The organism is Streptomyces liliiviolaceus, assembly GCF_018070025.1.
GTDB lineage: Bacteria > Actinomycetota > Actinomycetes > Streptomycetales > Streptomycetaceae > Streptomyces > Streptomyces liliiviolaceus.
This window is the reverse complement of record NZ_JAGPYQ010000001.1, coordinates 7694110-7715995: the sequence shown is the minus strand read 5'-3', so window position 1 is coordinate 7715995 and position 21886 is coordinate 7694110. Positions and strand designations below refer to the sequence as shown.

Annotated in this window: 16 protein-coding genes and 1 riboswitch; of the genes, 10 read left to right on the top strand and 6 right to left on the bottom strand. The window is 71.4% G+C overall.

Annotation, left to right across the window (positions count from 1 at the left end):
• Positions 1-284 precede the first annotated feature (284 nt).
• On the top strand, positions 285-1406 hold the full coding sequence (locus tag J8N05_RS32780; RefSeq protein WP_210889209.1) for a CobW family GTP-binding protein: 1122 nt from the start codon (positions 285-287) through the stop codon (positions 1404-1406).
• On the opposite strand, the gene J8N05_RS32775 is transcribed toward J8N05_RS32780, so the two are convergent.
• Positions 1403-3853, bottom strand: a complete 2451-nt coding sequence (locus tag J8N05_RS32775; RefSeq protein ID WP_210889207.1) for a DNA gyrase/topoisomerase IV subunit A — start codon at positions 3851-3853, stop codon at positions 1403-1405. The two genes, J8N05_RS32780 and J8N05_RS32775, sit on opposite strands and share 4 nt — an antisense overlap.
• A 657-nt stretch (positions 3854-4510) precedes the next feature.
• Here J8N05_RS32775 and J8N05_RS32770 point away from each other — a divergent pair.
• From J8N05_RS32770 to J8N05_RS32755, 4 genes are all read left to right on the top strand, one after another.
• Positions 4511-5875, top strand: coding sequence for a M16 family metallopeptidase (locus tag J8N05_RS32770; RefSeq protein WP_210890537.1), 1365 nt, complete (start codon positions 4511-4513; stop codon positions 5873-5875).
• Positions 5872-7260: a M16 family metallopeptidase gene (locus J8N05_RS32765; RefSeq protein ID WP_210889205.1), complete on the top strand. Its 1389-nt coding sequence runs from the start codon at positions 5872-5874 to the stop codon at positions 7258-7260. The genes J8N05_RS32770 and J8N05_RS32765 overlap by 4 nt, the downstream gene beginning before the upstream one ends.
• A gap of 246 nt (positions 7261-7506) precedes the next feature.
• Positions 7507-7661: riboswitch (cyclic di-AMP (ydaO/yuaA leader) on the top strand.
• A 13-nt stretch (positions 7662-7674) separates the two neighbouring features.
• The gene (locus tag J8N05_RS32760) at positions 7675-8448 is read left to right on the top strand and encodes a M23 family metallopeptidase (RefSeq protein ID WP_210889203.1); all 774 of its coding nucleotides are present in this window, start codon (positions 7675-7677) and stop codon (positions 8446-8448) included.
• A gap of 265 nt (positions 8449-8713) precedes the next feature.
• The gene (locus J8N05_RS32755; RefSeq protein ID WP_210889201.1) at positions 8714-9406 is read left to right on the top strand and encodes a GntR family transcriptional regulator; all 693 of its coding nucleotides are present in this window, start codon (positions 8714-8716) and stop codon (positions 9404-9406) included.
• Between the two features lie 317 nt (positions 9407-9723).
• Here the strand turns inward: J8N05_RS32755 and J8N05_RS32750 are convergent, their stop codons facing one another.
• The gene (locus J8N05_RS32750; RefSeq protein WP_210889198.1) at positions 9724-10005 is read right to left on the bottom strand and encodes an HPr family phosphocarrier protein; all 282 of its coding nucleotides are present in this window, start codon (positions 10003-10005) and stop codon (positions 9724-9726) included.
• Positions 10006-10201: 196 nt separating this feature from the next.
• Between J8N05_RS32750 and J8N05_RS32745 the strand changes: the two genes are divergently transcribed.
• The 4 genes from J8N05_RS32745 to J8N05_RS32730 are packed head-to-tail and all read left to right on the top strand — an operon-like array spanning position 10202 to position 15672.
• A complete protein-coding gene (locus J8N05_RS32745; RefSeq protein ID WP_210889196.1) occupies positions 10202-13141 on the top strand; it encodes a bifunctional acetate--CoA ligase family protein/GNAT family N-acetyltransferase in 2940 nt (979 codons plus the stop codon).
• 41 nt (positions 13142-13182) lie between these two features.
• On the top strand, positions 13183-13770 hold the full coding sequence (locus J8N05_RS32740) for a DUF5998 family protein (protein WP_107021511.1): 588 nt from the start codon (positions 13183-13185) through the stop codon (positions 13768-13770).
• Positions 13770-14957 (top strand): alkaline phosphatase family protein, encoded by a 1188-nt coding sequence (locus J8N05_RS32735; RefSeq protein ID WP_210889194.1) that lies wholly within the window; start codon positions 13770-13772, stop codon positions 14955-14957. The genes J8N05_RS32740 and J8N05_RS32735 overlap by 1 nt, the downstream gene beginning before the upstream one ends.
• A 58-nt stretch (positions 14958-15015) precedes the next feature.
• Positions 15016-15672: a thymidine kinase gene (locus tag J8N05_RS32730; RefSeq protein WP_210889192.1), complete on the top strand. Its 657-nt coding sequence runs from the start codon at positions 15016-15018 to the stop codon at positions 15670-15672.
• Between the two features lie 34 nt (positions 15673-15706).
• Here the strand turns inward: J8N05_RS32730 and J8N05_RS32725 are convergent, their stop codons facing one another.
• The gene (locus J8N05_RS32725; RefSeq protein ID WP_210889190.1) at positions 15707-16501 is read right to left on the bottom strand and encodes a VOC family protein; all 795 of its coding nucleotides are present in this window, start codon (positions 16499-16501) and stop codon (positions 15707-15709) included.
• Between the two features lie 313 nt (positions 16502-16814).
• Between J8N05_RS32725 and J8N05_RS32720 the strand changes: the two genes are divergently transcribed.
• Positions 16815-17642: a sulfurtransferase gene (locus tag J8N05_RS32720; RefSeq protein ID WP_210889188.1), complete on the top strand. Its 828-nt coding sequence runs from the start codon at positions 16815-16817 to the stop codon at positions 17640-17642.
• Positions 17643-17743: 101 nt separating this feature from the next.
• Here the strand turns inward: J8N05_RS32720 and sepH are convergent, their stop codons facing one another.
• From sepH to J8N05_RS32705, 3 genes are all read right to left on the bottom strand, one after another.
• Entirely contained in the window at positions 17744-18841 is a 1098-nt protein-coding gene (sepH, locus tag J8N05_RS32715; RefSeq protein WP_210889186.1) for a septation protein SepH, read from the bottom strand.
• Between the two features lie 471 nt (positions 18842-19312).
• The gene (locus J8N05_RS32710; RefSeq protein ID WP_210889184.1) at positions 19313-20632 is read right to left on the bottom strand and encodes a D-arabinono-1,4-lactone oxidase; all 1320 of its coding nucleotides are present in this window, start codon (positions 20630-20632) and stop codon (positions 19313-19315) included.
• Positions 20592-21830 carry an MFS transporter gene (locus J8N05_RS32705; protein ID WP_210889182.1) on the bottom strand — a complete coding sequence of 413 codons (1239 nt, stop codon included), beginning with the start codon at positions 21828-21830 and terminating at the stop codon, positions 20592-20594. Before J8N05_RS32705 ends, J8N05_RS32710 begins: the two co-directional genes overlap by 41 nt.
• Between the last annotated feature and the right edge of the window lie 56 nt (positions 21831-21886).

The following is a 21886-nucleotide window of genomic DNA, read 5'->3' as shown; positions in this document are numbered from 1 at the left end:
GGGTGCGGGTCGACAGAGAGCGGACCGGCGAAGCGTTGGGCGGCGCTTGCCGTCTCCCAGCGTGTCCAGTGGTGTGATCGGCTGGGAGGCGGAGAGGCGGCGCACGGAGGTATGCGCGGGTCGCGCAACTCGGCGCCTTGCCCAACGTGTGCCCCGCGAGCGCCGCTAACAATCGTTCACTTCGGGCGCTTTCCGGGGCGGCTCGTATCCTTGGCGGGCATTCGTCCCCCGTCGTGAGAGCCGGTTTGCGAGCCGGAGCACGCAATTGGTGTGAGAGAGGTCGCGTGTCGAGTCAGGCGAGCCCCCAGCAGATCCCGGTTCTCGTCCTCGCCGGTTTCCTCGGATCCGGGAAGACCACACTGCTCAATCACCTCCTGCACCGCGGTGGAGGCAGCCGTATCGGGGCCATCGTGAACGACTTCGGGGCCATCGAGATCGATGCCATGGCTGTCGCGGGGGCGCTCGGGGACTCCACCGTCTCTCTCGGCAACGGGTGCCTGTGCTGCGCCGTCGACGCCAGTGAACTCGATCTGTATCTGGACCGGCTGGCCCGGCCCTCGTCCCGGATGGACGTGATCGTGATCGAGGCGAGCGGTCTCGCCGAGCCCCAGGAACTGGTGAAGATGCTCCTGGCCAGCGAGAACCCGCACATCGTCTACGGCGGGCTGGTGGAGGTCGTCGACGCCGCCGAGTTCGACGCAACCCGCGAGAAGCATCCCGAGATCGACCGTCACCTCGCCATCGCCGACCTGGTCGTCGTCAACAAGGCGGACCGCGTGCCGGACCCCGACCGCGTGACGGGGCTGGTGCGTACGCTCGCCGACGGCGCCGCCGTCGTATCCGCGTCGTACGGGAGGATCGACCCCGAGTTCCTCTTCGACTGCCGGCCGACCGAGGAACGTATCGGCCAGTTGTCCTTCGACGACCTGCACCGGCATGAGGACGGTGACCGCGGCGACGGTGGCGCCGACGGGCACCTCGGACATCTGCACTCCGCCTACGAGTCCGTCTCCTTCACCTCGGAAGTGCCCCTCGGGCCCCGGCGGTTGATGGACTTCCTCGACAGCAGGCCCGACGGTCTGTACCGGATCAAGGGGTACGTCGACTTCGGCGCCGCCGATCCACGTAACCGGTACGCCGTGCACGCGGTGGGCCGTTTTCTGCGTTTCTATCCGGAACCCTGGGCTCCGGGCGAGCGGCTGACCCAGCTCGTCCTCATCGGGTCCGGCATCGACGCCGTCGCGCTCGGCAAGGAGTTGGAGGCCTGCAAGGACGACGCCCCACACGCCGACGAGCGCAGCATGTGGGGCGTCCTGCGTTACGTACAGGAGCAGGAGGCAGAGACGGAGGAGGCGGAAGTGGCAGGTCGGGGTGGGTGGGACGACCTGCCGGGCGGCGAGGGCTAGACCGGGCCCGCCACCACCGAGACCGTCTTCGCCAGGGACACTCCCGAGCCGTCGCGGCGCGGGTCCATCTCCGGCAGTTCCGCGGGTGTGCCGTCCCTTTGCGCCGCGCGTGCAGGAGCGGGGCCCGCCCAGGCCAGGCTCAGGCAGTCCTCGCCCTTCAGGAACCGCTGGCAGCGCACGCCGCCCGTGGCGCGGCCCTTGCGCGGGTACTGGTCGAAGGGGGTCAGCTTCGCCGTCGTCTGGACCGAGTCGTCCAGCGTGCCCCGCGAGCCCGCCACGGTGAAGACCACCGCGTCCACGGCCGGGTCGATCGCCGTGAACGAGATCACCTTGGCCCCGTCCGTGAGCTTCACACCTGCCATGCCGCCCGCCGGCCGGCCCTGCGGGCGGACCTGGGACGCCTGGTAGCGCAGCAGCTGCGCGTCGTCGGTGATGAAGATGAGGTCCTCCTCGCCGGTGCGCAGCTCCGCCGCGCCGACGATCCGGTCACCGTCCTTGAGGGTGATGACCTCCAGCTCCTCCTTGTTGGACGGATAGTCCGGGACCACGCGCTTGACCACACCCTGCTGGGTGCCGAGCGCCAGGCCGGGCGACGACTCGTCGAGCGTCATCAGGCAGACCACCTGCTCGTCGCCCTCCAGGGTCAGGAACTCCGAGATCGGCGCGCCTCCGGAGAGGTTGGGCGCCGAGGCGGTCTCGGGCAGCTGGGGGAGGTCGATGACGTTCAGCCGCAGCAGCCGTCCGCTGGACGTGACCGCGCCGATCTCGCCCTGGGCCGTCGCCGGGACGGCGGAGACGATCAGATCGTGCTTGACGCGCCTGCCCTCGCTCTCCCCGAAGGGGTCACCGTTGGCCGTACGCGCGAGCAGCGCCGTCGACGACAGGAGCACCCGGCACGGGTCGTCCGCCACCTGCAGCGGAACGGCCGTGGCGGCGGAACCGGCCGACTCCAGCAGCACCGTACGCCGGTCGGTGCCGAACTTCTTGGCCACCGCGGCCAGTTCGGTCGACACCAGCTTGCGCAGCTCGGTGTCCGACTCCAGGATGCCGGTCAGCTCGTCGATCTCGCCGTTGAGCCGGTCGCGCTCGGTCTCCAGCTCGATGCGGTCGAACTTGGTCAGCCGACGCAGCGGCGTGTCCAGGATGTACTGCGTCTGGATCTCGCTCAGTGAGAAGTGCTCGATCAAGCGCTGCTTGGCCTGGGCGGAGTTCTCACTGGAGCGGATGAGGCGGATGACCTCGTCGATGTCCAGCAGGGCGACGAGCAGGCCCTCGACCAGGTGCAGCCGGTCGCGCTTCTTGGTGCGGCGGAACTCGCTGCGGCGGCGCACGACCTCGAAGCGGTGGTCGAGGTACACCTCCAGCAGTTCCTTGAGGCCGAGCGTGAGCGGCTGGCCGTCCACCAGCGCCACGTTGTTGATGCCGAAGGACTCCTCCATCGGCGTCAGCTTGTAGAGCTGCTCCAGGACCGCCTCAGGTACGAAGCCGTTCTTGACCTCGATGACCAGGCGCAGGCCGTGCGAGCGGTCGGTGAGGTCCTTGACGTCGGCGATGCCCTGCAGCTTCTTCGAGCCGACCAGGTCCTTGATCTTCGCGATCACCTTCTCCGGGCCGACGGTGAAGGGCAGTTCGGTGACGACGAGGCCCTTGCGGCGCGCCGTCACGTTCTCCACGGACACCGTCGCGCGGATCTTGAAGGTGCCGCGGCCCGATTCGTACGCGTCCCTGATCCCGGCCAGGCCGACGATACGGCCGCCGGTGGGCAGGTCGGGGCCCGGGACGTACTTCATGAGCGTTTCGAGATCGGCCCCGGGGTGGCGGATCAGATGGCGGGCGGCGGCGATGACCTCGCCGAGGTTGTGCGGCGCCATGTTCGTCGCCATGCCGACCGCGATGCCCGACGCGCCGTTGACCAGGAGGTTCGGATACGCGGCCGGGAGGACCGACGGCTCCTGCTCCTGGCCGTCGTAGTTCGGGGCGAAGTCGACCGTGTTCTCTTCGATCGACTCCGTCATGAGGGAGGTGGCGTCGGCCATCCTCGCCTCGGTGTACCGCATGGCGGCCGGCGGGTCGTCGTTGCCCAGCGAACCGAAGTTGCCGTGGCCGTCGACCAGGGGCAGCCGCATGGAGAAGGGCTGGGCCAGGCGGACCAGGGCGTCGTAGATCGACGCGTCGCCGTGGGGGTGGAGCTTACCCATGACCTCGCCGACGACGCGGGCGCACTTCACATAGCCGCGGTCGGGGCGGAGCCCCATCTCGTTCATCTGGTAGACGATGCGGCGGTGCACGGGCTTGAGGCCGTCGCGGGCGTCCGGCAGGGCTCGGGAGTAGATGACCGAGTACGCGTACTCAAGGAAAGAGCCCTGCATCTCGTCGACGACGTCGATGTCGAGGATGCGCTCCTCGAAGTCGTCGGAAGGCGGGGTCTTCGTGCTGCGGCGGGCCATCGCTGCTGCGACTCCTTCACAGTCTCTGCCGGGGCATGAACGGGTTCTGACGGGTTCTGACGCGGTCCATTGTGGACCGCAGTACTGACAACGCGGACCACGACCCGTCCGTACGGGCCTGTCGGGCCGGGTGCGCGACCGCCCCAACAGGCCTGGCGGGACCCGATCGAGGCGGCCCCGGAGGCTCCACGAGCGCGGCCCGCGGCTGCCCGCGGAGGTCTGAGGACGCTACCGCGTTCCGTTTCCACGGGGGTGGTGGAGGGGTGTTGTCGGGTGCGGGTTCGCTGTGGCCGGTCGCGCAGTTCCCCGCGCCCCTGTAGATGTGACCCCGGAGGAGTGCCCCCTGAGGGGCGCCCCCCCCGGTAGGGGCACCGGGCAGGGGCGTTTGTCGGCTGCGGGTCCGCTGTGGCTGGTCGCGCAGTTCCCCGCGCCCCTGACGGGGCGCCCTGACGGAGCGCCCCTGACGGAGTGCCCTGACGGAGTGCCCTGACGGAGTGCCCTGACGGGGCGCCCCCGGCCGGGCGCCTCTGTCGGAGTGCGTGCTCGCTCTCGGCGTACCCGATGCGGGAACTTCGCCAGCTGTCCGCGCGCTTGCATACAGTGGCACGACTAGCAGGAATTCAGCAGTTTTCCGCGATCGAAGGGACGTACATGCCCATGGGTCACACGGCCACAGCCGAGGCCGGTTCCGGCGGCCTGACAGCGACCGAGCACCGCCTGGCCAACGGCCTGCGTGTGGTGCTCTCCGAGGACCACCTGACCCCGGTCGCGGCGGTGTGCCTCTGGTACGACGTCGGCTCGCGTCACGAGGTCAAGGGCCGTACCGGGCTCGCCCACCTCTTCGAGCACCTGATGTTCCAGGGCTCCGGCCAGGTGAAGGGCAACGGCCACTTCGAACTGGTCCAGGGAGCGGGCGGTTCGCTCAACGGCACGACGAGTTTCGAGCGCACCAACTATTTCGAGACCATGCCGACGCACCAGCTGGAGCTCGCCCTCTGGCTGGAGGCCGACCGCATGGGCTCGCTGCTCGCGGCCCTCGACGAGGAGTCGATGGAAAACCAGCGGGACGTCGTCAAGAACGAGCGCCGCCAGCGCTACGACAACGTCCCCTACGGCACCGCCTTCGAGAAGCTGACCGCCCTCGCGTACCCGGAGGGCCACCCCTACCACCACACCCCGATCGGGTCGATGGCCGACCTGGACGCGGCCACCCTTGAGGACGCGCGCGCGTTCTTCCGCACCTACTACGCGCCCAACAACGCCGTGCTGTCGATCGTCGGGGACATCGACCCGGAGCAGACGCTCGCCTGGGTCGAGAAGTACTTCGGTTCCATCGCCGGGCACGACGGCAAGCCCGCCCCGCGCGACGGCTCGCTCCCGGAGACCATGGGCGGGCAGCTGCGCGAGGTCGTCGAGGAGGAGGTCCCGGCGCGTGCGCTGATGGCCGCCTACCGGCTCCCGGAGGACGGCACGCGCGCGTCGGACGCCGCCGACCTCGCCCTCACCGTGCTCGGCGGCGGCGAGTCGTCCCGGCTCTACAACCGGCTCGTACGCCGTGACCGCACCGCCGTCGCGGCCGGGTTCGGTCTGCTGCGCCTCGCCGGAGCGCCCTCCCTGGGGTGGCTCGACGTGAAGACCTCCGGCGACGTCGAGGTCCCGGTCATCGAGACCGCCGTCGACGAGGAGCTCGCCCGGTTCGCCGAGGAGGGCCCCACCGCCGAGGAGATGGAGCGCGCCCAGGCCCAGTTGGAGCGCGAGTGGCTGGACCGTCTCGGCACGGTCGCGGGCCGCGCCGACGAACTGTGCCGGTACGCGGTCCTGTTCGGCGACCCCCAGCTCGCCCTGACCGCCGTGCAGCGCGTTCTCGACATCACCGCGGAGGAGGTCCAGGAGGTCGCCAAGGCCCGCCTGCGCCCCGACAACCGCGCGGTGCTGGTCTACGAGCCGGTCGCCCCCGAGGAGACCGACGCGGCCGACGAGACCGACGCAGCGGACCACACCGACGAGGAGGCGGCCAAGTGACCGAGCTCGCCACGATGGAGTTCCACCCGCAGCCCCAGGCCGGCGAGGCCAGGCCCTGGGCCTTCCCGGCGCCCGAGCGCGGCACCCTCGGCAACGGCCTGACGCTGTTGCGCTGCCACCGCCCCGGCCAGCAGGTCGTCGCCGTGGAGGTCCTCCTGGACGCCCCGCTGGAGGCCGAGCCCAAGGGCCTCGACGGCATCGCCACGATCATGGCGCGGGCCTTCTCGGAGGGCACCGACAAGCACTCCGCCGAGGAGTTCGCCGCCGAGCTGGAGCGCTGCGGCGCCACGCTCGACGCCCACGCCGACCACCCCGGCGTACGGCTCAGCCTCGAAGTCCCCGTCTCCCGGTTGCCCAAGGCGCTCGGCCTGCTCGCCGACGCCCTCAGGGCACCCGCGTTCGAGGACGGCGAGATCGAGCGGCTGGTGCGCAACCGGCTCGACGAGATCCCGCACGAGACCGCCAACCCGGCCCGGCGGGCCGCCAAGGAGCTGTCCCGGCAGCTCTTCCCGGCGGACTCCCGGATGTCGCGTCCGCGCCAGGGCACCGAGGAGACGGTCACCGCGATCGACTCGGCGGCCGTGCGCGCCTTCTACGAGAAGCACGTACGCCCCGCCACGGCCACCGCGGTCGTCGTCGGCGACCTCACGGACGTCGACCTCGACGCGCTGCTCGGGGACACGCTCGGCGCCTGGACCGGCTCGCAGGCCCAGGCACGTCCCGTGCCCTCGGTGACCGCCGACGACACCGGCCGCGTGATCATCGTCGACCGGCCCGGAGCCGTCCAGACGCAGCTGCTCATCGGCCGCGTCGGCGCGGACCGGCACGACCGCGTCTGGCCCGCCCAGGTGCTCGGCACGTACTGCCTCGGTGGCACCCTCACCTCCCGCCTGGACCGCGTCCTGCGGGAGGAGAAGGGATACACCTACGGTGTGCGGGCGTTCGGCCAGGTGCTGCGCTCCGCTCCGGACGGGACGGGCATCTCGATGCTCGCCATCAGCGGCTCCGTGGACACCCCGAACACCGGTCCGGCGCTCGACGACCTGTGGAAGGTGCTGCGCACCCTCGCCGCCGAGGGCCTGACGGACGCCGAGCGTGATGTCGCCGTGCAGAACCTGGTGGGCGTGGCGCCCCTGAAGTACGAGACCGCGGGAGCCGTCGCGGGCACGCTCGCCGACCAGGTCGAGCAGCACCTGCCGGACGACTTCCAGGCGACGCTGTACAAGCAGCTCGCCGCGACCGGCACCGTGGAGGCCACCGCGGCCGCCGTGAACGCGTTCCCGGTGGACCGTCTGGTGACCGTCCTCGTCGGTGACGCCGCGCAGATCGAGGAGCCCGTCAGGGCCCTCGGCATCGGCGAAGTCAGCGTCGTGACGGCCGAGTAGGGATCTGTGGCCGGGTCGGTCCTGTGCTCGCGCAGGACCTGTCACGGCCGGGGCCCGGGTGACCGGACGAGTCACCCGGGCCCTTTTCTGTCCTTCTCCGCCCATGGTTTGTCCGTATTGCAGGGAAGTTGCCTGTCTGCCCTGTGGCATGCGCTACAAAAATGGTGATCCGTTTGTCCTTTGAAAGAGGCGCCGCTTAGCGTCGGTCCGGCTGTTCGTCAGGCACTGCGCCGCGTCCGCGGCACCGGACAGTCATCGCCGAGTCCCCGCATGGCGCGAGCCAGGGGAGCCGGGGACCCAGGTCCCTGGGGTGAATCGGACGCCCTTCCCGAAGGGGGTCCGTAGGAGACCTTCCTGCTCCGAACCCGTCAGCTAACCCGGTAGGCGAGAAGGAAGGAAAGGACCAGCCACTTCATGGCGTTCACCCGCGCCACGGGGAAGCACCGTCTTCCCAGCCGCATGACGCGCACCACCCGCAGGACCGTCGGCGTCGCCGCTCTGGCCACCACCGGTGTCGTGGGCACGCTGGCCGCCCCGGCGTTCGCCGCCGAGAGCGAGGTCGAGCAGACGGGCCCCCTGAAGGCCGTCACCATGGGCGACTCGGTCGCCCACGAGATCGACGCGCAGGCCGTCGCCCAGCGCCAGGCCGCCGAGCAGGCCGCCGCCCGCGAGAAGGCCGAGGCCGCCGCGAAGAAGCGCGCGGAGGAGGCCAGGGAGAAGGCCGAGAAGGAGCGCGAGGCCAAGGCCCGTGCGGCCCGCGAGGCCGAGCGCAAGCGCCTCAACGCCTACACCGCGCCGATCACCGGCTCGTACGTCTCCACGTCGTACCAGGCCGGTGGCGGTATCTGGTCCTCCGGCAGCCACACCGGCATCGACTTCCACGCCGCCAGCGGCACCGCCGTGCACGCGGTGGGCTCCGGCACAGTCGTGGAGGCCGGCTGGGGCGGCTCGTACGGCAACCAGATCGTCATCAAGATGGTTGACGGCACGTACACCCAGTACGGGCACCTCTCGTCCATCGGTGTCTCGGTGGGCCAGACGGTCACTCCGGGGCAGCAGATAGCCCTCTCCGGGGCGACCGGCAACGTCACGGGGGCGCACCTGCACTTCGAGGCACGGACGACCGCCGAGTACGGATCCGACATGGACCCGATCGCGTACCTCCGCGGGCACGGCGTGAACGTCTGACCGCACGGGCGCTTCGCACCGCACCCAAACCGCACCCGCACCGCACCTCCGTCGCAGGCCCCGGCTCACCGAGCCGGGGCCCGCGCGCGTTCGGACGGCTTCCGGTCACTTTCGTACCGGACGACTGCCTGTTCAGAAGCCCGGTGTGTCCAAAAAATATCCATGGATTCCCGGCTGCCTTCGGAATTTCCCGTTCTCTGCAATAGAGTCACCGAACAAGCGTCAATCGACCGCGTTTCGCGGGGATTAAGGCGGAGGTCCGGTCATGCGTATTCCCGCGCGCTCGGTATGCACGGCGATCCGGGACGACATCGTCGCGGGTGTCTACGAGCGCGGCAGCCGGCTCACCGAAGAACTGCTCGCGCGCCGCTACGGCGTCTCGCGGGTCCCCGTGCGCGAGGCGCTGCGCACCCTGGAGGCGGAGGGCTTCGTGGTCACCCGTCGGCACGCGGGCGCGTGCGTCGCGGAACCCACCGAGCAGGAGGCCGCCGACCTCCTGGAGATGCGCATGCTGCTGGAGCCGCTGGGCGCCGCCCGTGCCGCCCAACGGCGCACCGAGGCCCATCTCAAGGTGCTGCGCGGCCTGGTCAGGCTCGGCCAGGAGCGGGCCAGACGGGGCAGCAGCGAGGATCTGCGCTCGCTCGGGGGCTGGTTCCACGAGACGCTCGCGCAGTCCTCGGGCAGCCCGGCGCTGACCTCGACGCTCGGCCAGCTGCGGCACAAGATCGCCTGGATGTACTCGGTCGAGGCGCCCGCGAACCCCGCCGAGTCCTGGACCGAGCACGGGGCCATCGTGGACGCCGTGGCCCGCGGTGACAGCGACCGGGCCAGGGCGATCACGGCGCTGCACACGGAGCGGGCGATGTCCGCGCACCGGCTGCGTTTTCCGGGTGGGGACCGCGCCGAGCGTGTGAGGACTTCGCAACATCCCGTAAACACAGCGGGCCTGCGTCATTAACAGAAGCACCGTATACAAAGAGAGATATTCGGCAGGGCCCTATTTCCGGTGCCCTTTTCTTCCGCGTGCCCGCAATTGTGGAGCACGCCATTTCCGTGTGCGCGGAAGCGTGCGGAGGCGGGCGGAAATCGATACGCCACGCGCAGGAAAAGAACGGCCCCCGGTTCCGTACGCTCCCGTACGCGCGAACGGCGGAGCCGCGCCGCCCGGGGTGTGGGTGACGCGGCTCCGCCGTACGGGATCCGAGGGGACCGGTGGGGTCCGCCGGAATCCGGGAGGCCCGAGGAGGCCCGAGGAGGCCCGAGGGGACCTGAGGGTCAGACCGTCTCGGGGAGCTCGTCGAGACCCTCGGCGACCAGCTTCGCGAGGCGGTCGAGCGCGACGTCCGCGCCCTCGGCGTCGGAGGCCAGGACGATCTCCTCGCCGCCCTGGGCGCCCAGGCCGAGGACCGCGAGCATGGACGCGGCGTTGACGGGGTTGCCGTCGGCCTTGGCGATCGTCACGGGGACGCCGGTGGCCGTGGCCGCCCGGACGAAGATGGAGGCGGGACGGGCGTGCAGGCCCTCGGCCCAGCCGACGTTGACGCGGCGCTCAGCCATGTGATGCTGCCCTTCAGGTGTCAAGGTTGTCTAGACCAGTGTTCCATACGGTGAACGGTGGGGCGTGCCCTGTGCGGGTGCGGGTGCTGGCCCGGCCGGCCCAGGCCTTCAAAGCTGCCCCGGGTCCCAAGACTGCCCCGGGCGCCCGCCGGGCGCGAACCCGCCGTTGTCGGACCCGAGTCGTACTCTGGGCCCCATGCAGACCCCGACGGACCGGCACGAGTACCCCGCTCACTGGGAGGCCGACGTCGTGCTGCGCGACGGCGGTACCGCGCGCATCCGGCCCATCGCGGCCGACGACGCCGACCGCCTCGTCAGCTTCTACGAGCAGGTGTCCGCCGAGTCGAAGTACTACCGCTTCTTCGCGCCGTACCCGCGTCTGTCCGCCAAGGACGTCCACCGCTTCACCCACCACGACTTCGTGGACCGGGTGGGACTCGCGGCGACCGTCGGCGGCGAATTCATCGCCACCGTACGGTACGACCGCATCGCCGCGGATGGCCGGCCCGCCTCCGCCCCCGCGGACGAGGCGGAGGTCGCCTTCCTCGTCCAGGATGCCCACCAGGGCCGCGGCGTGGCCTCCGCCCTGCTCGAACATGTCGCGGCCGTCGCCCGTGAGCGCGGCATCCGCCGCTTCGCCGCCGAGGTGCTGCCCGCCAACACCAAGATGATCAAGGTCTTCACGGACGCCGGGTACCAGCAGAAGCGCAGCTTCGAGGACGGCGTCGTACGCCTGGAGTTCGACCTGGAGCCCACCGACCGTTCGCTCGCCGTGCAGCGCGCGCGGGAGCAGCGCGCGGAGGCGCGTTCCGTGGCCCGGCTCCTGGCGCCCGGTTCGGTCGCGGTCGTCGGAGCGGGCCGCACACCCGGGGGAGTGGGCCGCAGCATCCTGGACAACCTGCGCGACGCGGGCTTCACCGGGCGGCTGTACGCGGTGAACGGCGCACTTCAGGAGAAGGAGCTGGCCGGGGTCCCGGCCCACCGCTCCGTGCGCGACATCGGCGAGCCCGTCGACCTCGCGGTGATCGCCGTCCCGGCCGAGCGGGTCCCCGAAGCGGTCGCGGAGTGCGGCGAGCACGGGGTGCAGGGACTCGTCGTGGTCTCCGCGGGGTACGCCGAGAGCGGCCCCGAGGGCAGGGAGCGCCAGCGCGAGCTCGTACGGCAGGCGCGTACGTACGGAATGCGGCTGATCGGGCCGAACGCATTCGGAGTCATCAACACCTCTCCTCGGACCCGGCTCAACGCCTCGCTCGCCCCGGAGATGCCGCGCACCGGGCGCATCGGCCTGTTCGCCCAGTCCGGGGCCATCGGGATCGCGCTGCTGTCCCGGCTGCACCGGCGCGGCGGCGGGGTCACCGGGGTGACGGGCGTGTCGACCTTCGTCTCCTCCGGCAACCGCGCGGACGTGTCGGGCAACGACGTCCTCCAGTACTGGTACGACGACCCGGACACCGACGTCGCGCTCATGTACCTCGAATCGATCGGCAACCCGCGGAAGTTCACCCGCCTCGCCCGGCGCACGGCCGCGGCCAAGCCGCTGGTCGTCGTCCAGGGCGCGCGGCACGGCGGAGCCGCGCCCCAGGGACACGCGGTACGGGCCACCCGGCTGCCGCACGCCACGGTGTCCGCCCTGCTGCGGCAGGCCGGGGTCATCCGGGTGGACACGATCACCGAGCTGGTCGACGCCGGGCTGCTGCTGGCGCGCCAGCCCCTGCCCGCGGGCCCGAGGGTGGCGATCCTCGGGAACTCCGAATCGCTCGGGCTGCTGACGTACGACGCGTGTCTCGCCCAGGGACTCCGGCCGCTGCCGCCCCGCGACCTGACGACGGGCGCCTCCGCCGAGGACTTCCGCGCCGCGCTGGCGCACGCGCTGGCCGACGACGCCTGCGACGCCGTCGTGGTCACCGCGATCCCGGCGGTGGGCGAGAGATCGGCGGCGGACGCCGCGCTGGCGGAGGCCCTCCGCTCGGCCTCGGCGGCGGCCCCCGCCAAGCCGGTCCTCGTGGTGCACGTGGAGCTGGGCGGACTCGCGGAGGCCCTGTCCGCGGCGGTCAGCACCGCACCGGCCGGCGCCCCGGCACCGGTCGGCACCCCACCGGACGACACCGCGTCAGCGGCGGCCGGCCCCGCCCCGCAGTCCGCTCCCGTCCTCCCCGGGACGGAGAGCGCCGAGGCGGACTCCCGGCTGATCCCCGCCTACCCCGCCGCCGAGCGGGCCGTGCGCGCGCTCGCGGAAGCGGTGAAATACGGCCAGTGGCGGCAGGAGGCCGCCGATCCGGGGCGGGTGCCCGAGTACGAGGACATCGACGAGAAGGGCGCGGCCGAGCAGATCGGCCGCCTCCTCGTCGACGGGGAGGGCAGCACCACCGCGGAGGCGGGACAGACGGAGCCGGGAGCGCCGGTGCCGGGAACGGCGGTGCCGGCGACGGAACCGGGCGCGGCCGAGGGCGCGCTCACCCTCGGCCCCGACGACACCTGCGCCCTCCTCGCCCGGTACGGCATCGACGTCCGCCGTGCCCTGCCCGCGCCCACGCCCGGGGAGGCCGTCGCCGCGGCGGAGCGCCTCGGCTACCCGGTGGCGCTCAAGACCACCGCCCCGCACCTGAGGCACCGCGCAGACCTGGGAGGCGTCCGCCTCGACCTGGCGGACGAGGAGCAACTGCGGCGCGCGTACGCCGAGTTGACCAGCCTCTTCGGGGAGCCCGAGGAACTGCGCCCGGTGGTGCAGGCCATGGCCCCGCGCGGTGTCGACACGGTCGTCCGGGCGGTCATCGACCCGGCCGCCGGAGCGGTGCTCTCCTTCGGGCTCGCCGGAGCGGCCTCGGAACTGCTCGGAGACACCGCGCACCGACTGATTCCGGTCACCGACCGCGACGCCGCCTCACTGGTCCGCTCCATCCGGACCGCACCCCTCCTGTTCGGCTGGCGCGGCTCGGCCCCGGCGGACGTCACGGCACTGGAGCAACTGCTGCTGCGCCTGTCACGGCTCGTCGACGACCACCCCGAGGTCGTCTCCGTGGCCCTGGAACCGGTCGTCGTCGCCCCGCGCGGGCTGAGTGTGCTCGGTGCCTCCGTACGGCTCGCGCCGCCACCGGCCCGCGACGACCTCGGCCCACGCACGCTTCCTGTGTACTGAGCGGTGCCTCGCAGTCAGTACGCCCCCGTAGAATGGACATCATGGCCAAGACCAGTACGACGACCCAGGGGCTGCGAGCGGCGATCGAGCGCAGCGGCTACTACCCGGCCCTCGTGGCCGAGGCGGTGGAGGCCGCTGTAGGGGGCGAGCCCATCCGGTCGTATCTGGTCCACCAGGAGACGACGTTCGACGCGAACGAGGTGCGTCGGCACGTCACGGTGCTCGTTCTCACGGGTAACCGTTTCATCGTGAGCCACACCGACGAGCAGGCGGCGGACAGCACGTCGCCCACGCCGTACGCGACGACGTCCACCGAGTCCGTGAAGCTTGGCCGGATCTCGTCCGTCGTGCTCAGCCGGGTCGTGGCGAACCCCGAGAAGTACGTGGTGGGGACCCTGCCGCGCGAGGTCGTCCTCACCATCGGCTGGGGCGCGGTCGCCCGTATCGACCTGGAGCCCGCGGCCTGCGGCGACTCCAACTGCGAGGCGGACCACGGCTACACCGGCAGCTCGACGGCGGACGACCTGAGCCTGCGCGTCAGCGAGGCCGGTGACGGGCCGGACGCCGTGCGCCAGACGCTCGCCTTCGCGCAGTCGCTCTCCGAGGCGACCGCGGACGTCACCCGCTGATGTCCCAGCAAGTCTGGGACGACCCGGAACCGCTCACCGTCGCATCAGCACCCGTACCCGAATACGGGACCGGTTCGCTCGCCGACCTCCTGCCCACCCTGGCCGCGGGCATGGACGTACCGGACATGACCGCCTCCCTCGGCGAACTGAGCCCGGCCGACCGGAACTGCGTCTTCCTGATCGACGGCCTCGGCTGGGAACAGCTCAAGGCCCACCCGGACGAGGCCCCGTTCATGAGCTCCCTGCTGGGCAGCTCGCGCGGCGGCACCGGCCGGCCGATCACGGCGGGCTATCCCGCGACCACCGCCACCTCGCTGGCCTCGGTCGGCACGGGCCTGCCCCCCGGGGCGCACGGGCTGCCCGGCTACACCGTGCGCAACCCGGAGACCGGCGAGCTGATGAACCAGCTCCGCTGGATCCCCTGGACCAAGCCGGGCACGTGGCAGCCGTACCCCACGGTGTTCCAGCTGGCCGACGCGGCAGGCGTGCACACGGCCCAGGTGTCGGCACCGCACTTCCAGAACACCCCCCTGACCAAGATCGCGCTCAGCGGCGGCACGTTCCACGGCCGGCTGACCGGCGAGGACCGTATGGACATGGCGGCCGAGCAACTGGCCGCGGGGGACCGGTCGCTGGTCTACACGTACTACGCGGAGGTCGACGGCAAGGGACACCGCTTCGGCATCGACTCCGACGCCTGGCGCGGACAGCTCATGTACGTGGACCGGCTGGTCCAGCGCCTCGCCGAGCAACTGCCGCCGCGCGCGGCCCTGTACGTCACGGCCGACCACGGCATGATCGACATCCCCTTCGACGAGCAGCACCGGATCGACTTCGACGAGGACTGGGAGCTGAGCGCGGGCGTCGCCCTCCTCGGCGGCGAGGGCCGCGCCCGGCACGTGTACGCGGTCCCGGGCGCCGAGTCGGACGTCCTGACCTGCTGGCGCGAGGTGCTCGGCGAGCAGTTCTGGGTGGCCTCGCGCGACGAGGCGATCGCGGCGGGCTGGTTCGGCCCGCACGTCGACGAACGGGTGTACGCGCGCATCGGCGACGTGGTCGCGGCCGCCCGGGACGACGTGCTGATCACCGCGTCCGAACGGGAGCCGAAGGAGTCGCTGATGGTCGGCAACCACGGCTCGATGACCCCGGCGGAACAGCACATCCCGCTGCTGGAAGTGCGTTCCTGACCCTCCGCCCGCCGTGCGTCCTTCCGCCTCACCCCCGCTGAAAGGTGATCGACTCCCCATGCCCGAGCTGGTGTTCTTCTCCGGAACCATGGACTGCGGGAAGTCGACGCTGGCTCTGCAGATCGAGCACAACCGCTCGGCCCGCGGACTACAGGGCATGATCTTCACCCGGGACGACCGCGCGGGCGAGGGCAAGCTGTCCTCACGGCTCGGCCTGGTCACGGACGCGGTGGAGGTCGAGGAGGACCAGGACGTGTACGCGTACCTCGTCGAGCATCTCTCGCGGGGCGGCAGGGCGGACTACGTCATCGCCGACGAGGCACAGTTCCTCGCCCCCGAGCAGATCGACCAACTCGCGCGCGTGGTCGACGATCTGGACATCGACGTCTTCGCCTTCGGCATCACCACCGACTTCCGCTCCAAGCTCTTCCCGGGCTCCCAGCGACTCGTCGAACTCGCCGACCGCGTCGAGGTCCTGCAGGTCGAGGCCCTGTGCTGGTGCGGCGCCCGCGCCACCCACAACGCCCGCACCATAGGCGGCCGGATGGTCGTGGAGGGCGCCCAGGTCGTCGTCGGCGACGTCGACCAGTCGGAGGACATCGGCTACGAGGTGCTGTGCCGCCGTCACCACAGCCGCCGGACGACCGCGGCGACCGCGCGGGCGGGCGTCCTGTCCCCGGACGTGCTCCCGGTGGACACCGCGGCCCGCGGCTGACGCGTACCCACCCGCGGGAACCGCCGGACAGGCCCTAGCGGCTGCTCCGTACCAGCGAGAACGCCGCTCCCTCCAGGTCCGCCACCATGGCGACCCGGCCGTACGCGCTGTCGTGGGCCGGCTTGAGGACGTGGCCGCCCAGTTCGACGACCAGGGCCACCGACGCATCCACGTCGACGACCTCGAAGTACGTCATCCAGTGGGCGCCCCGGTCCCGGGGCAGGGCGTTGCCGACGCCATGGATCCCGGCCACCGGGCGGCCCTTGATGTGCAGGGTGACGTAGTCGGAGTCGGCGGAGACGACGGGCTCCTCCTCGTAACCGAAGACCGTCTCGTAGAACTTGGCGACACCCGCGGACTCCCGGGTGACCAGCTCGTTCCAGGTGGGGGTCCCGGGAACCCCCGCGATGCCCGCACCGAGATGCGCCGCCGCCTGCCAGACGCCGAACACGGCGCCTGAGGGGTCCGAGGCGATCGCCAGGCGGCCGGCTGCGTCGGCGACCAGCGGGCCGACACCGACCGTGCCGCCGCAGTGCCGGACCGTCTCCGCCGTCAGGTCCACGTCGTCCGAGGCGAGGTACGGGGTCCACGCGACGGGCAGATGGCGGTCCGGTGGAAGCTGCCCGATGCCCGCCACCTCCTGCCCGTCCAACTGCGCCCGCACATAGGCACCCAGCTGCTGCGGACCGGGCTGGAACTCCCAGCCGAACAGCTCCCCGTAGAACTCCTGGGTCGCGGTCATCCCGTGCACCATCAGGCTCACCCAGCAGGGCGCGCCGGGCGTGTACGCAGAGCCGTTCAGGCCGGCCGACTCCCGTGCCTCGGTCATCGTCACCCTCTCCTCGGCGCCTCGCGGGGCCGCTTCACTTCCGCTGTCGAACCGGGCGTAGTGCCGTCCTGGACCACGGCGCCCGGTGCCGATGGTCGCACCACCGGCGGTAGGCCGCGCCACGGCCGGACGGCCCACGGCGGGAGGATGCCCGCATTCCTGTTGCCCATCCGTTTCCCCGCGATTGCCTGAGCATGTCCATCGGCCGTACAGCGTGTGCCCGTTCCTGCACGCCGAGTGGTCGGGTCGGCCCGGCGGAGCACAGTAGCCGGACCTGGACGAAGTGGCCACCCCGTGCGCGAGGATGGTGGCCATGAACGCCATCATCTCCGCATCCCGACTCGCGAGCGACCTGACGGGGCCGAACCCGCCGGTCGTGCTGGACATCCGCTGGCAGCTGGGCGGCCCGAACCTCCGCTCCTCCTACGAGGAGGCGCACATTCCGGGGGCCGTCTACGTGGACCTGGACACCGAGCTCGCCGGTCCCGCCGGCGCGGCGGGACGCCACCCGCTGCCGGACCCGGAGGTCTTCGCCGAGGCCATGCGCGCGGCCGGGGTCTCCGGGGACCGTGACGTCGTCGTGTACGACGGAGGGCTCGGCTGGGCCGCCGCACGGGCCTGGTGGCTGTTGCGCTGGACGGGTCACCCGTCGGTGCGTGTGCTTGACGGCGGCCTCGCGGCCTGGAGCGGTCCGGTCGAGAGCGGCCGTGCCGCTCCGGCCGCCGGGACCTTCGTACCCGCTCCGGGGAAGGTGTCCCTGCTCGACGCCGACGGCGCCGCGGCGCTGGCCCGCACCGGTCTGCTGCTCGACGCCCGGGCCGCCGAACGCTACCGCGGCGACGTCGAGCCGATCGACCGGGTCGGCGGCCACATCCCTGGCGCGGTCTCGGCGCCGACCACCGGGAATGTGGCCGAATCCGGTCGCTTCCTGCCGGCCGGTGAGCTCGCTGAGCGCTTCGCGTCCCTGGGCGTCGACGGCTCTTCGGAGGTCGGCGTCTACTGCGGGTCGGGCGTCTCCGGGGCGCACGAGGTTCTCGCGCTGGCGGTCGCGGGCATCCCGGCCGCGCTGTACGTGGGGTCCTGGTCGGAGTGGTCGCGGGACGAGGGCCGCCCGGTCGCGACCGGCCCCGATCCGCAGTAGCCCCAGGCGTACGACGGCCGACCGGACCGGTGACGAAGGGCGGACGGGAGAGACAGGGGCTCGCACCGACACGGTGCGAGCCCCTGTCACCTCGCCACTTCCTAGTCCTGCTTCTTGCGTCGCGTCCCGAAGACGATCTCGTCCCAGCTCGGTACGGCCGCTCTGCGTCCCGGACGGACGCCGTCCGCCTCGGCCTGCCGGTCGGTGGCGCCGACGAGCCGGTCGCGGTGGCTGGCCACCGAGCGCGGCATGAGCACGTCCGCGTAGGCCGAACCGGCCGAGGCCGCGGGAGCCGGCGGCTCCTCCACCTCGGTCTCCGGGACGGGCGGTTCCTCCGACGTGGACCGTTCCGTGGCCGAGGTCGCGGAGGCCGTCGAGGCGGCGGGTCCCGCCGAGGGCCTCTCGGGCACGACCATGTCACCGCGGAAGCTGGGCACCGCCTCCAGGAGGCTGGTCAGCGAGTCGCGCTCCCGCTCGCTGACACCCTCCTCGATGTCCGGCTCGGACGACGCCGGCGGCAGGCTCGGCCGCTCGATCTGCCGGTCCAGGGAGCGGTCCAGCGGACGGTCGCGGGGCAGCCGCGCGATGCGCGGGACGAACGGGAAGCTGGGTTCGGCGGCACCGAGGTCGTCGGACTCGCCGATCAGCGAGCGCGCCTCGTCGTCGACGGCCTGGACGAGCCGCCGGGGCGGGTCGTACGTCCAGCTCGCGGAGTGCGGCTCGCTCGCCACGCGGTAGACGAGCAGCACCTCCCAGGTGCCGTCGTCGCGACGCCAGGAGTCCCACTGGACGGTCTCCTTGTCGGCACCGCGGTGCAGCAGGCGCTCCTGCACGGCCTCGCCGAGCTGGGGACCGGTCGTCTCGCCGGGGCGGCGGACGGGCGTCTTGCGGGCCCGCTCCGCCATGAAGGCACGCTCGGCGAGCACGGGGCCCTCGAAGCGGCGCACACGGTCGACGGGGATACCGGCGAGCTGGGCGACCTCTTCGGCGGATGCTCCCGCGCGTATGCGTGCCTGGATGTCTCGGGGGCGGAGATGGCTCTCCACCTCGATCTCGATCTGGCCGAGGCGGGGACGGTCGCCGCGTACGGCGGCGCGTAGACGCTCGTCAATCGGAAGCGTGTACTCCGTGCTGTCCGCAGCCTTCAGCACCAGCCGTGTGCCGTCGTTGGAGACGGCCACGACACGCAGTTCGGGCATGGGGACCTCCCGGGTGGTGCCTGCCGACGTCACGTGCGTCGCTGCTTCCGCTAGTCGAGTGTGGCCTGCCCGGGTGCAGCCTGCCACAACCTTGCCGAGTTGCCCGGCGTGTCGGACGGTGGCCCGAACTCGCCGTTATGGCACGGTTACCTATTCGCAACGCTAAGTGACGACCCTCATCACCCTGTGCAACGGGCCCCCTCTCGGCGGTCCTGTACGGCTCCGGACACCCTGGCGTGCGTCCGGTCCCAGGGCTCGCAACAGTACTCCATTCGGGCCACTTGCGTGGATCGGCACGCCACCGAACTTCTGTCCGGGGGCGGGAGTTGGCTGCCCGGGGTGACGTTTTCGTGATCATGGTGAGACTGATTCTTCACATGATCGCCGGATGTGGAGTGAGCTGCCTCGACCGTACGTCCTGTGCTCGGGCAATCGGTCGGCGCGACGGCTGTTCATGGCCTGCCGGGACCGTCAATCGCCCAGGATCCGCCGCAGGTAGTCGTTGCCGAACCGCCGTTCCGGGTCGAGGCGGTCCCGCAGTGCGGTGAACTCGGCGAAGCGCGGATAGACATCGGCGAAGTACTCCGCGTCACGGGTGTGCACCTTGCCCCAGTGGGGGCGGCCCCCGTGCGCGGTGAAGATCCGCTCGGCCGCGCTGAAGTACGCCTGGTACGGCGTCCCCCTGAACATGTGGACCGCGATGTACGCGCTGTCCCGGCCGGACGCGGTGGAGAGGGCGATGTCGTCCGCCGGCGCCGTGCGCACCTCCACCGGGAAGCTGATGCGCAGAGGCGAACGGTCGACCATGGCCTTCAGTTCGCGCAGTGTGTCGACCAGGGCGGCTCGCGGAACCGCGTATTCCATCTCCGTGAAACGCACCCGGCGCGGAGAAGTGAAGACCTTGTAGGGAATGTCGGTGTAGGTGCGCGCGGACAGGGCGCGGCTGGAGATCCGGGCGATCGAGGGGATCGTGGCGGGGACGGCCCGGCCCACGTAGTTGGCCGCCTGGAAGACGCCGTTGGAGAGGAACTCGTCCTCGTAGAGGCCGCGGACGGTACCGACCGGCTTCTCCGGGCCCACGCTGCGGTTGTTGCGCTTGGTGTTGCAGTTGCCGGTGTGGGGGAACCAGTAGAACTCGAAGTGCTCGTTCTCCGTGAACAGTTCGTCGAAGTAACCCGTCACCTCGTCGAAGCTCATCGGCTCCTCGCGGGCCGAGAGGAGGAAGAGGGGCTCCACGGAGAAGGTGATCGCGGTGATGATCCCCAGGGCGCCTATCCCGATCCGGGCCGCCGCGAAGATCTCCGGGTTCTCCTTCTCGGAACAGGTGAGGACCGAGCCGTCGGCGGTTACCAGTTCAAGTCCCGCGATCTGGGCGGCGATCGAGGCCGAGTCGCGGCCGGTGCCGTGCGTGCCGGTGCTGGTCGCGCCCGACACCGTCTGCTCCATGATGTCGCCCATGTTCGTGAGCGACAGGCCCTCCCGGGCCAGGGCGAGGTTGAGGCGCTTGAGCGGTGTGCCGGCCTCGACCGTGACGGTGCCGTTGTCGCGGTCGATCCTGCGGATGCCGGTCAACAGTTGAGGGCGGATCAATACGCCGTCGGTCGCCGCCGCCGCGGTGAAGGAGTGGCCCGTACCGACGGCCTTGACTCTCAGTCCGTCCTCGGCGGCCCGGCGCACGGCGGCGGAGAGCTCCTCGACGGAGGCGGGAGCGACCTCCCGGGCCGGCCGGGCGGTGACGTTCCCGGCCCAGTTACGCCAGGTTCCGCTCTTCGCGCTCACTGTGCTTCTCATGGGTTCCTCCCCGCTGCGGAACCGGCCTGCTGAGCCGGCGATACCCGAGGAAACCCACCGCGACCGCGACAGCTCCGGCCGCGACCGGAACCCCGTACCCGGCCCGCGCCCCGGCTGCGTCGATCACCCAGCCGGACAGGGAGGAACCGAGCGCGACCCCGACCGCGAGCCCGGTGCTCACCCATGTCATGCCCTCGGTCAGTTTCGCGCGTGGTACGTGCAGTTCGACGAGGGCCATCGTCGTGATCATCGTCGGTGCGATGGACAGGCCCGCAACGAACAGCGCCACAGCCAGGAACGGCAAGTTTCCGACCAGTAGCAGGGGGATCATACTCACGGCCATGGCACAGATGCCCAGCACCCACCTGCGGGCGGGCGCCCCCGCGAAGCGCAGCAGCCCGAAGACGGCCCCGGCCACGCAGGAGCCCGCCGCGTAGACGGCCAGGACGATGCTCGCCGCGCCCTTGTGGCCCTCCTCGTCGGCGAAGGCCACGGTGACCACGTCGACCGCGCCGAAGATCGCGCCGGTCGCCACGAAGGTGGCCACCAGGACCTGCAGTCCGGCAGAGCGCAGCGCCGAGCCGCCCGTGTGGTGCTCACGCGGATGCGGCGGGGGCTCGGTGGCGCGCTGGGACGTCAGCCAGAAGACACCGGCCGCCAGGAAGAGGGCCGCGAGCAGCGGTCCGGCCTCCGGGAACCACACGGTGCACAGGCCGATGGAGATGATCGGCCCGAAGATGAAGCAGATCTCGTCGACGACGGACTCGAAGGCGTACGCGGTGTGGAGTTCGGGCCTGCCCCGGTAGATGAGCGCCCAGCGTGCCCTGGTCATCGCGCCGATGCTCGGTACGCAGCCGATGCCGGCCGAGCAGAGGAACAGCACCCAGTCCGGCCCGTCGAAGCGGGTCGTCAGCAGGAGCCCGGCGGACGCGGTGAGCGCGGACAGCGTGGCGGGCCGCAGCACCCGCCGCTGTCCGTACCGGTCCACCAGGCGGGATATCTGGGGCCCGAGCACCGCCGCGGACAGCGCGATCGTCGCCGACAGGGCGCCCGCTAGCCCGTACCGCCCGGTGACCTGGGAGATCATCGTGACCACGCCGATGCCCATCATCGACAGCGGCATCCGGCCGAGGAGGCCCGCGGTGGTGAAACCCTTGGAGCCGGGCGCGGCGAACAGGGCGCGGTAGGGGCTGAGCACGGGAGGTCTCCGGTGAGGGTCCGGTAAGGCGTGAATCCGACGGATACAGCTTACGA

Excerpts from the sequence above, each read along its gene's own strand:
- J8N05_RS32755 (WP_210889201.1), top strand. The coding sequence starts at position 8,714 with ATGCGTATTCCCGCGCGCTCGGTATGCACGGCGATCCGGGACGACATC.
- J8N05_RS32740 (WP_107021511.1), top strand. The coding sequence starts at position 13,183 with ATGGCCAAGACCAGTACGACGACCCAGGGGCTGCGAGCGGCGATCGAG.
- J8N05_RS32730 (WP_210889192.1), top strand. The coding sequence starts at position 15,016 with ATGCCCGAGCTGGTGTTCTTCTCCGGAACCATGGACTGCGGGAAGTCG.
- J8N05_RS32775 (WP_210889207.1), bottom strand. The coding sequence starts at position 3,853 with ATGGCCCGCCGCAGCACGAAGACCCCGCCTTCCGACGACTTCGAGGAG.
- J8N05_RS32760 (WP_210889203.1), top strand. The coding sequence starts at position 7,675 with ATGGCGTTCACCCGCGCCACGGGGAAGCACCGTCTTCCCAGCCGCATG.
- J8N05_RS32745 (WP_210889196.1), top strand. The coding sequence starts at position 10,202 with ATGCAGACCCCGACGGACCGGCACGAGTACCCCGCTCACTGGGAGGCC.
- J8N05_RS32750 (WP_210889198.1), bottom strand. The coding sequence starts at position 10,005 with ATGGCTGAGCGCCGCGTCAACGTCGGCTGGGCCGAGGGCCTGCACGCC.
- J8N05_RS32770 (WP_210890537.1), top strand. The coding sequence starts at position 4,511 with ATGGGTCACACGGCCACAGCCGAGGCCGGTTCCGGCGGCCTGACAGCG.
- J8N05_RS32710 (WP_210889184.1), bottom strand. The coding sequence starts at position 20,632 with ATGAGAAGCACAGTGAGCGCGAAGAGCGGAACCTGGCGTAACTGGGCC.
- J8N05_RS32720 (WP_210889188.1), top strand. The coding sequence starts at position 16,815 with ATGAACGCCATCATCTCCGCATCCCGACTCGCGAGCGACCTGACGGGG.
- J8N05_RS32725 (WP_210889190.1), bottom strand. The coding sequence starts at position 16,501 with ATGACCGAGGCACGGGAGTCGGCCGGCCTGAACGGCTCTGCGTACACG.
- J8N05_RS32735 (WP_210889194.1), top strand. The coding sequence starts at position 13,770 with ATGTCCCAGCAAGTCTGGGACGACCCGGAACCGCTCACCGTCGCATCA.
- sepH (WP_210889186.1), bottom strand. The coding sequence starts at position 18,841 with ATGCCCGAACTGCGTGTCGTGGCCGTCTCCAACGACGGCACACGGCTG.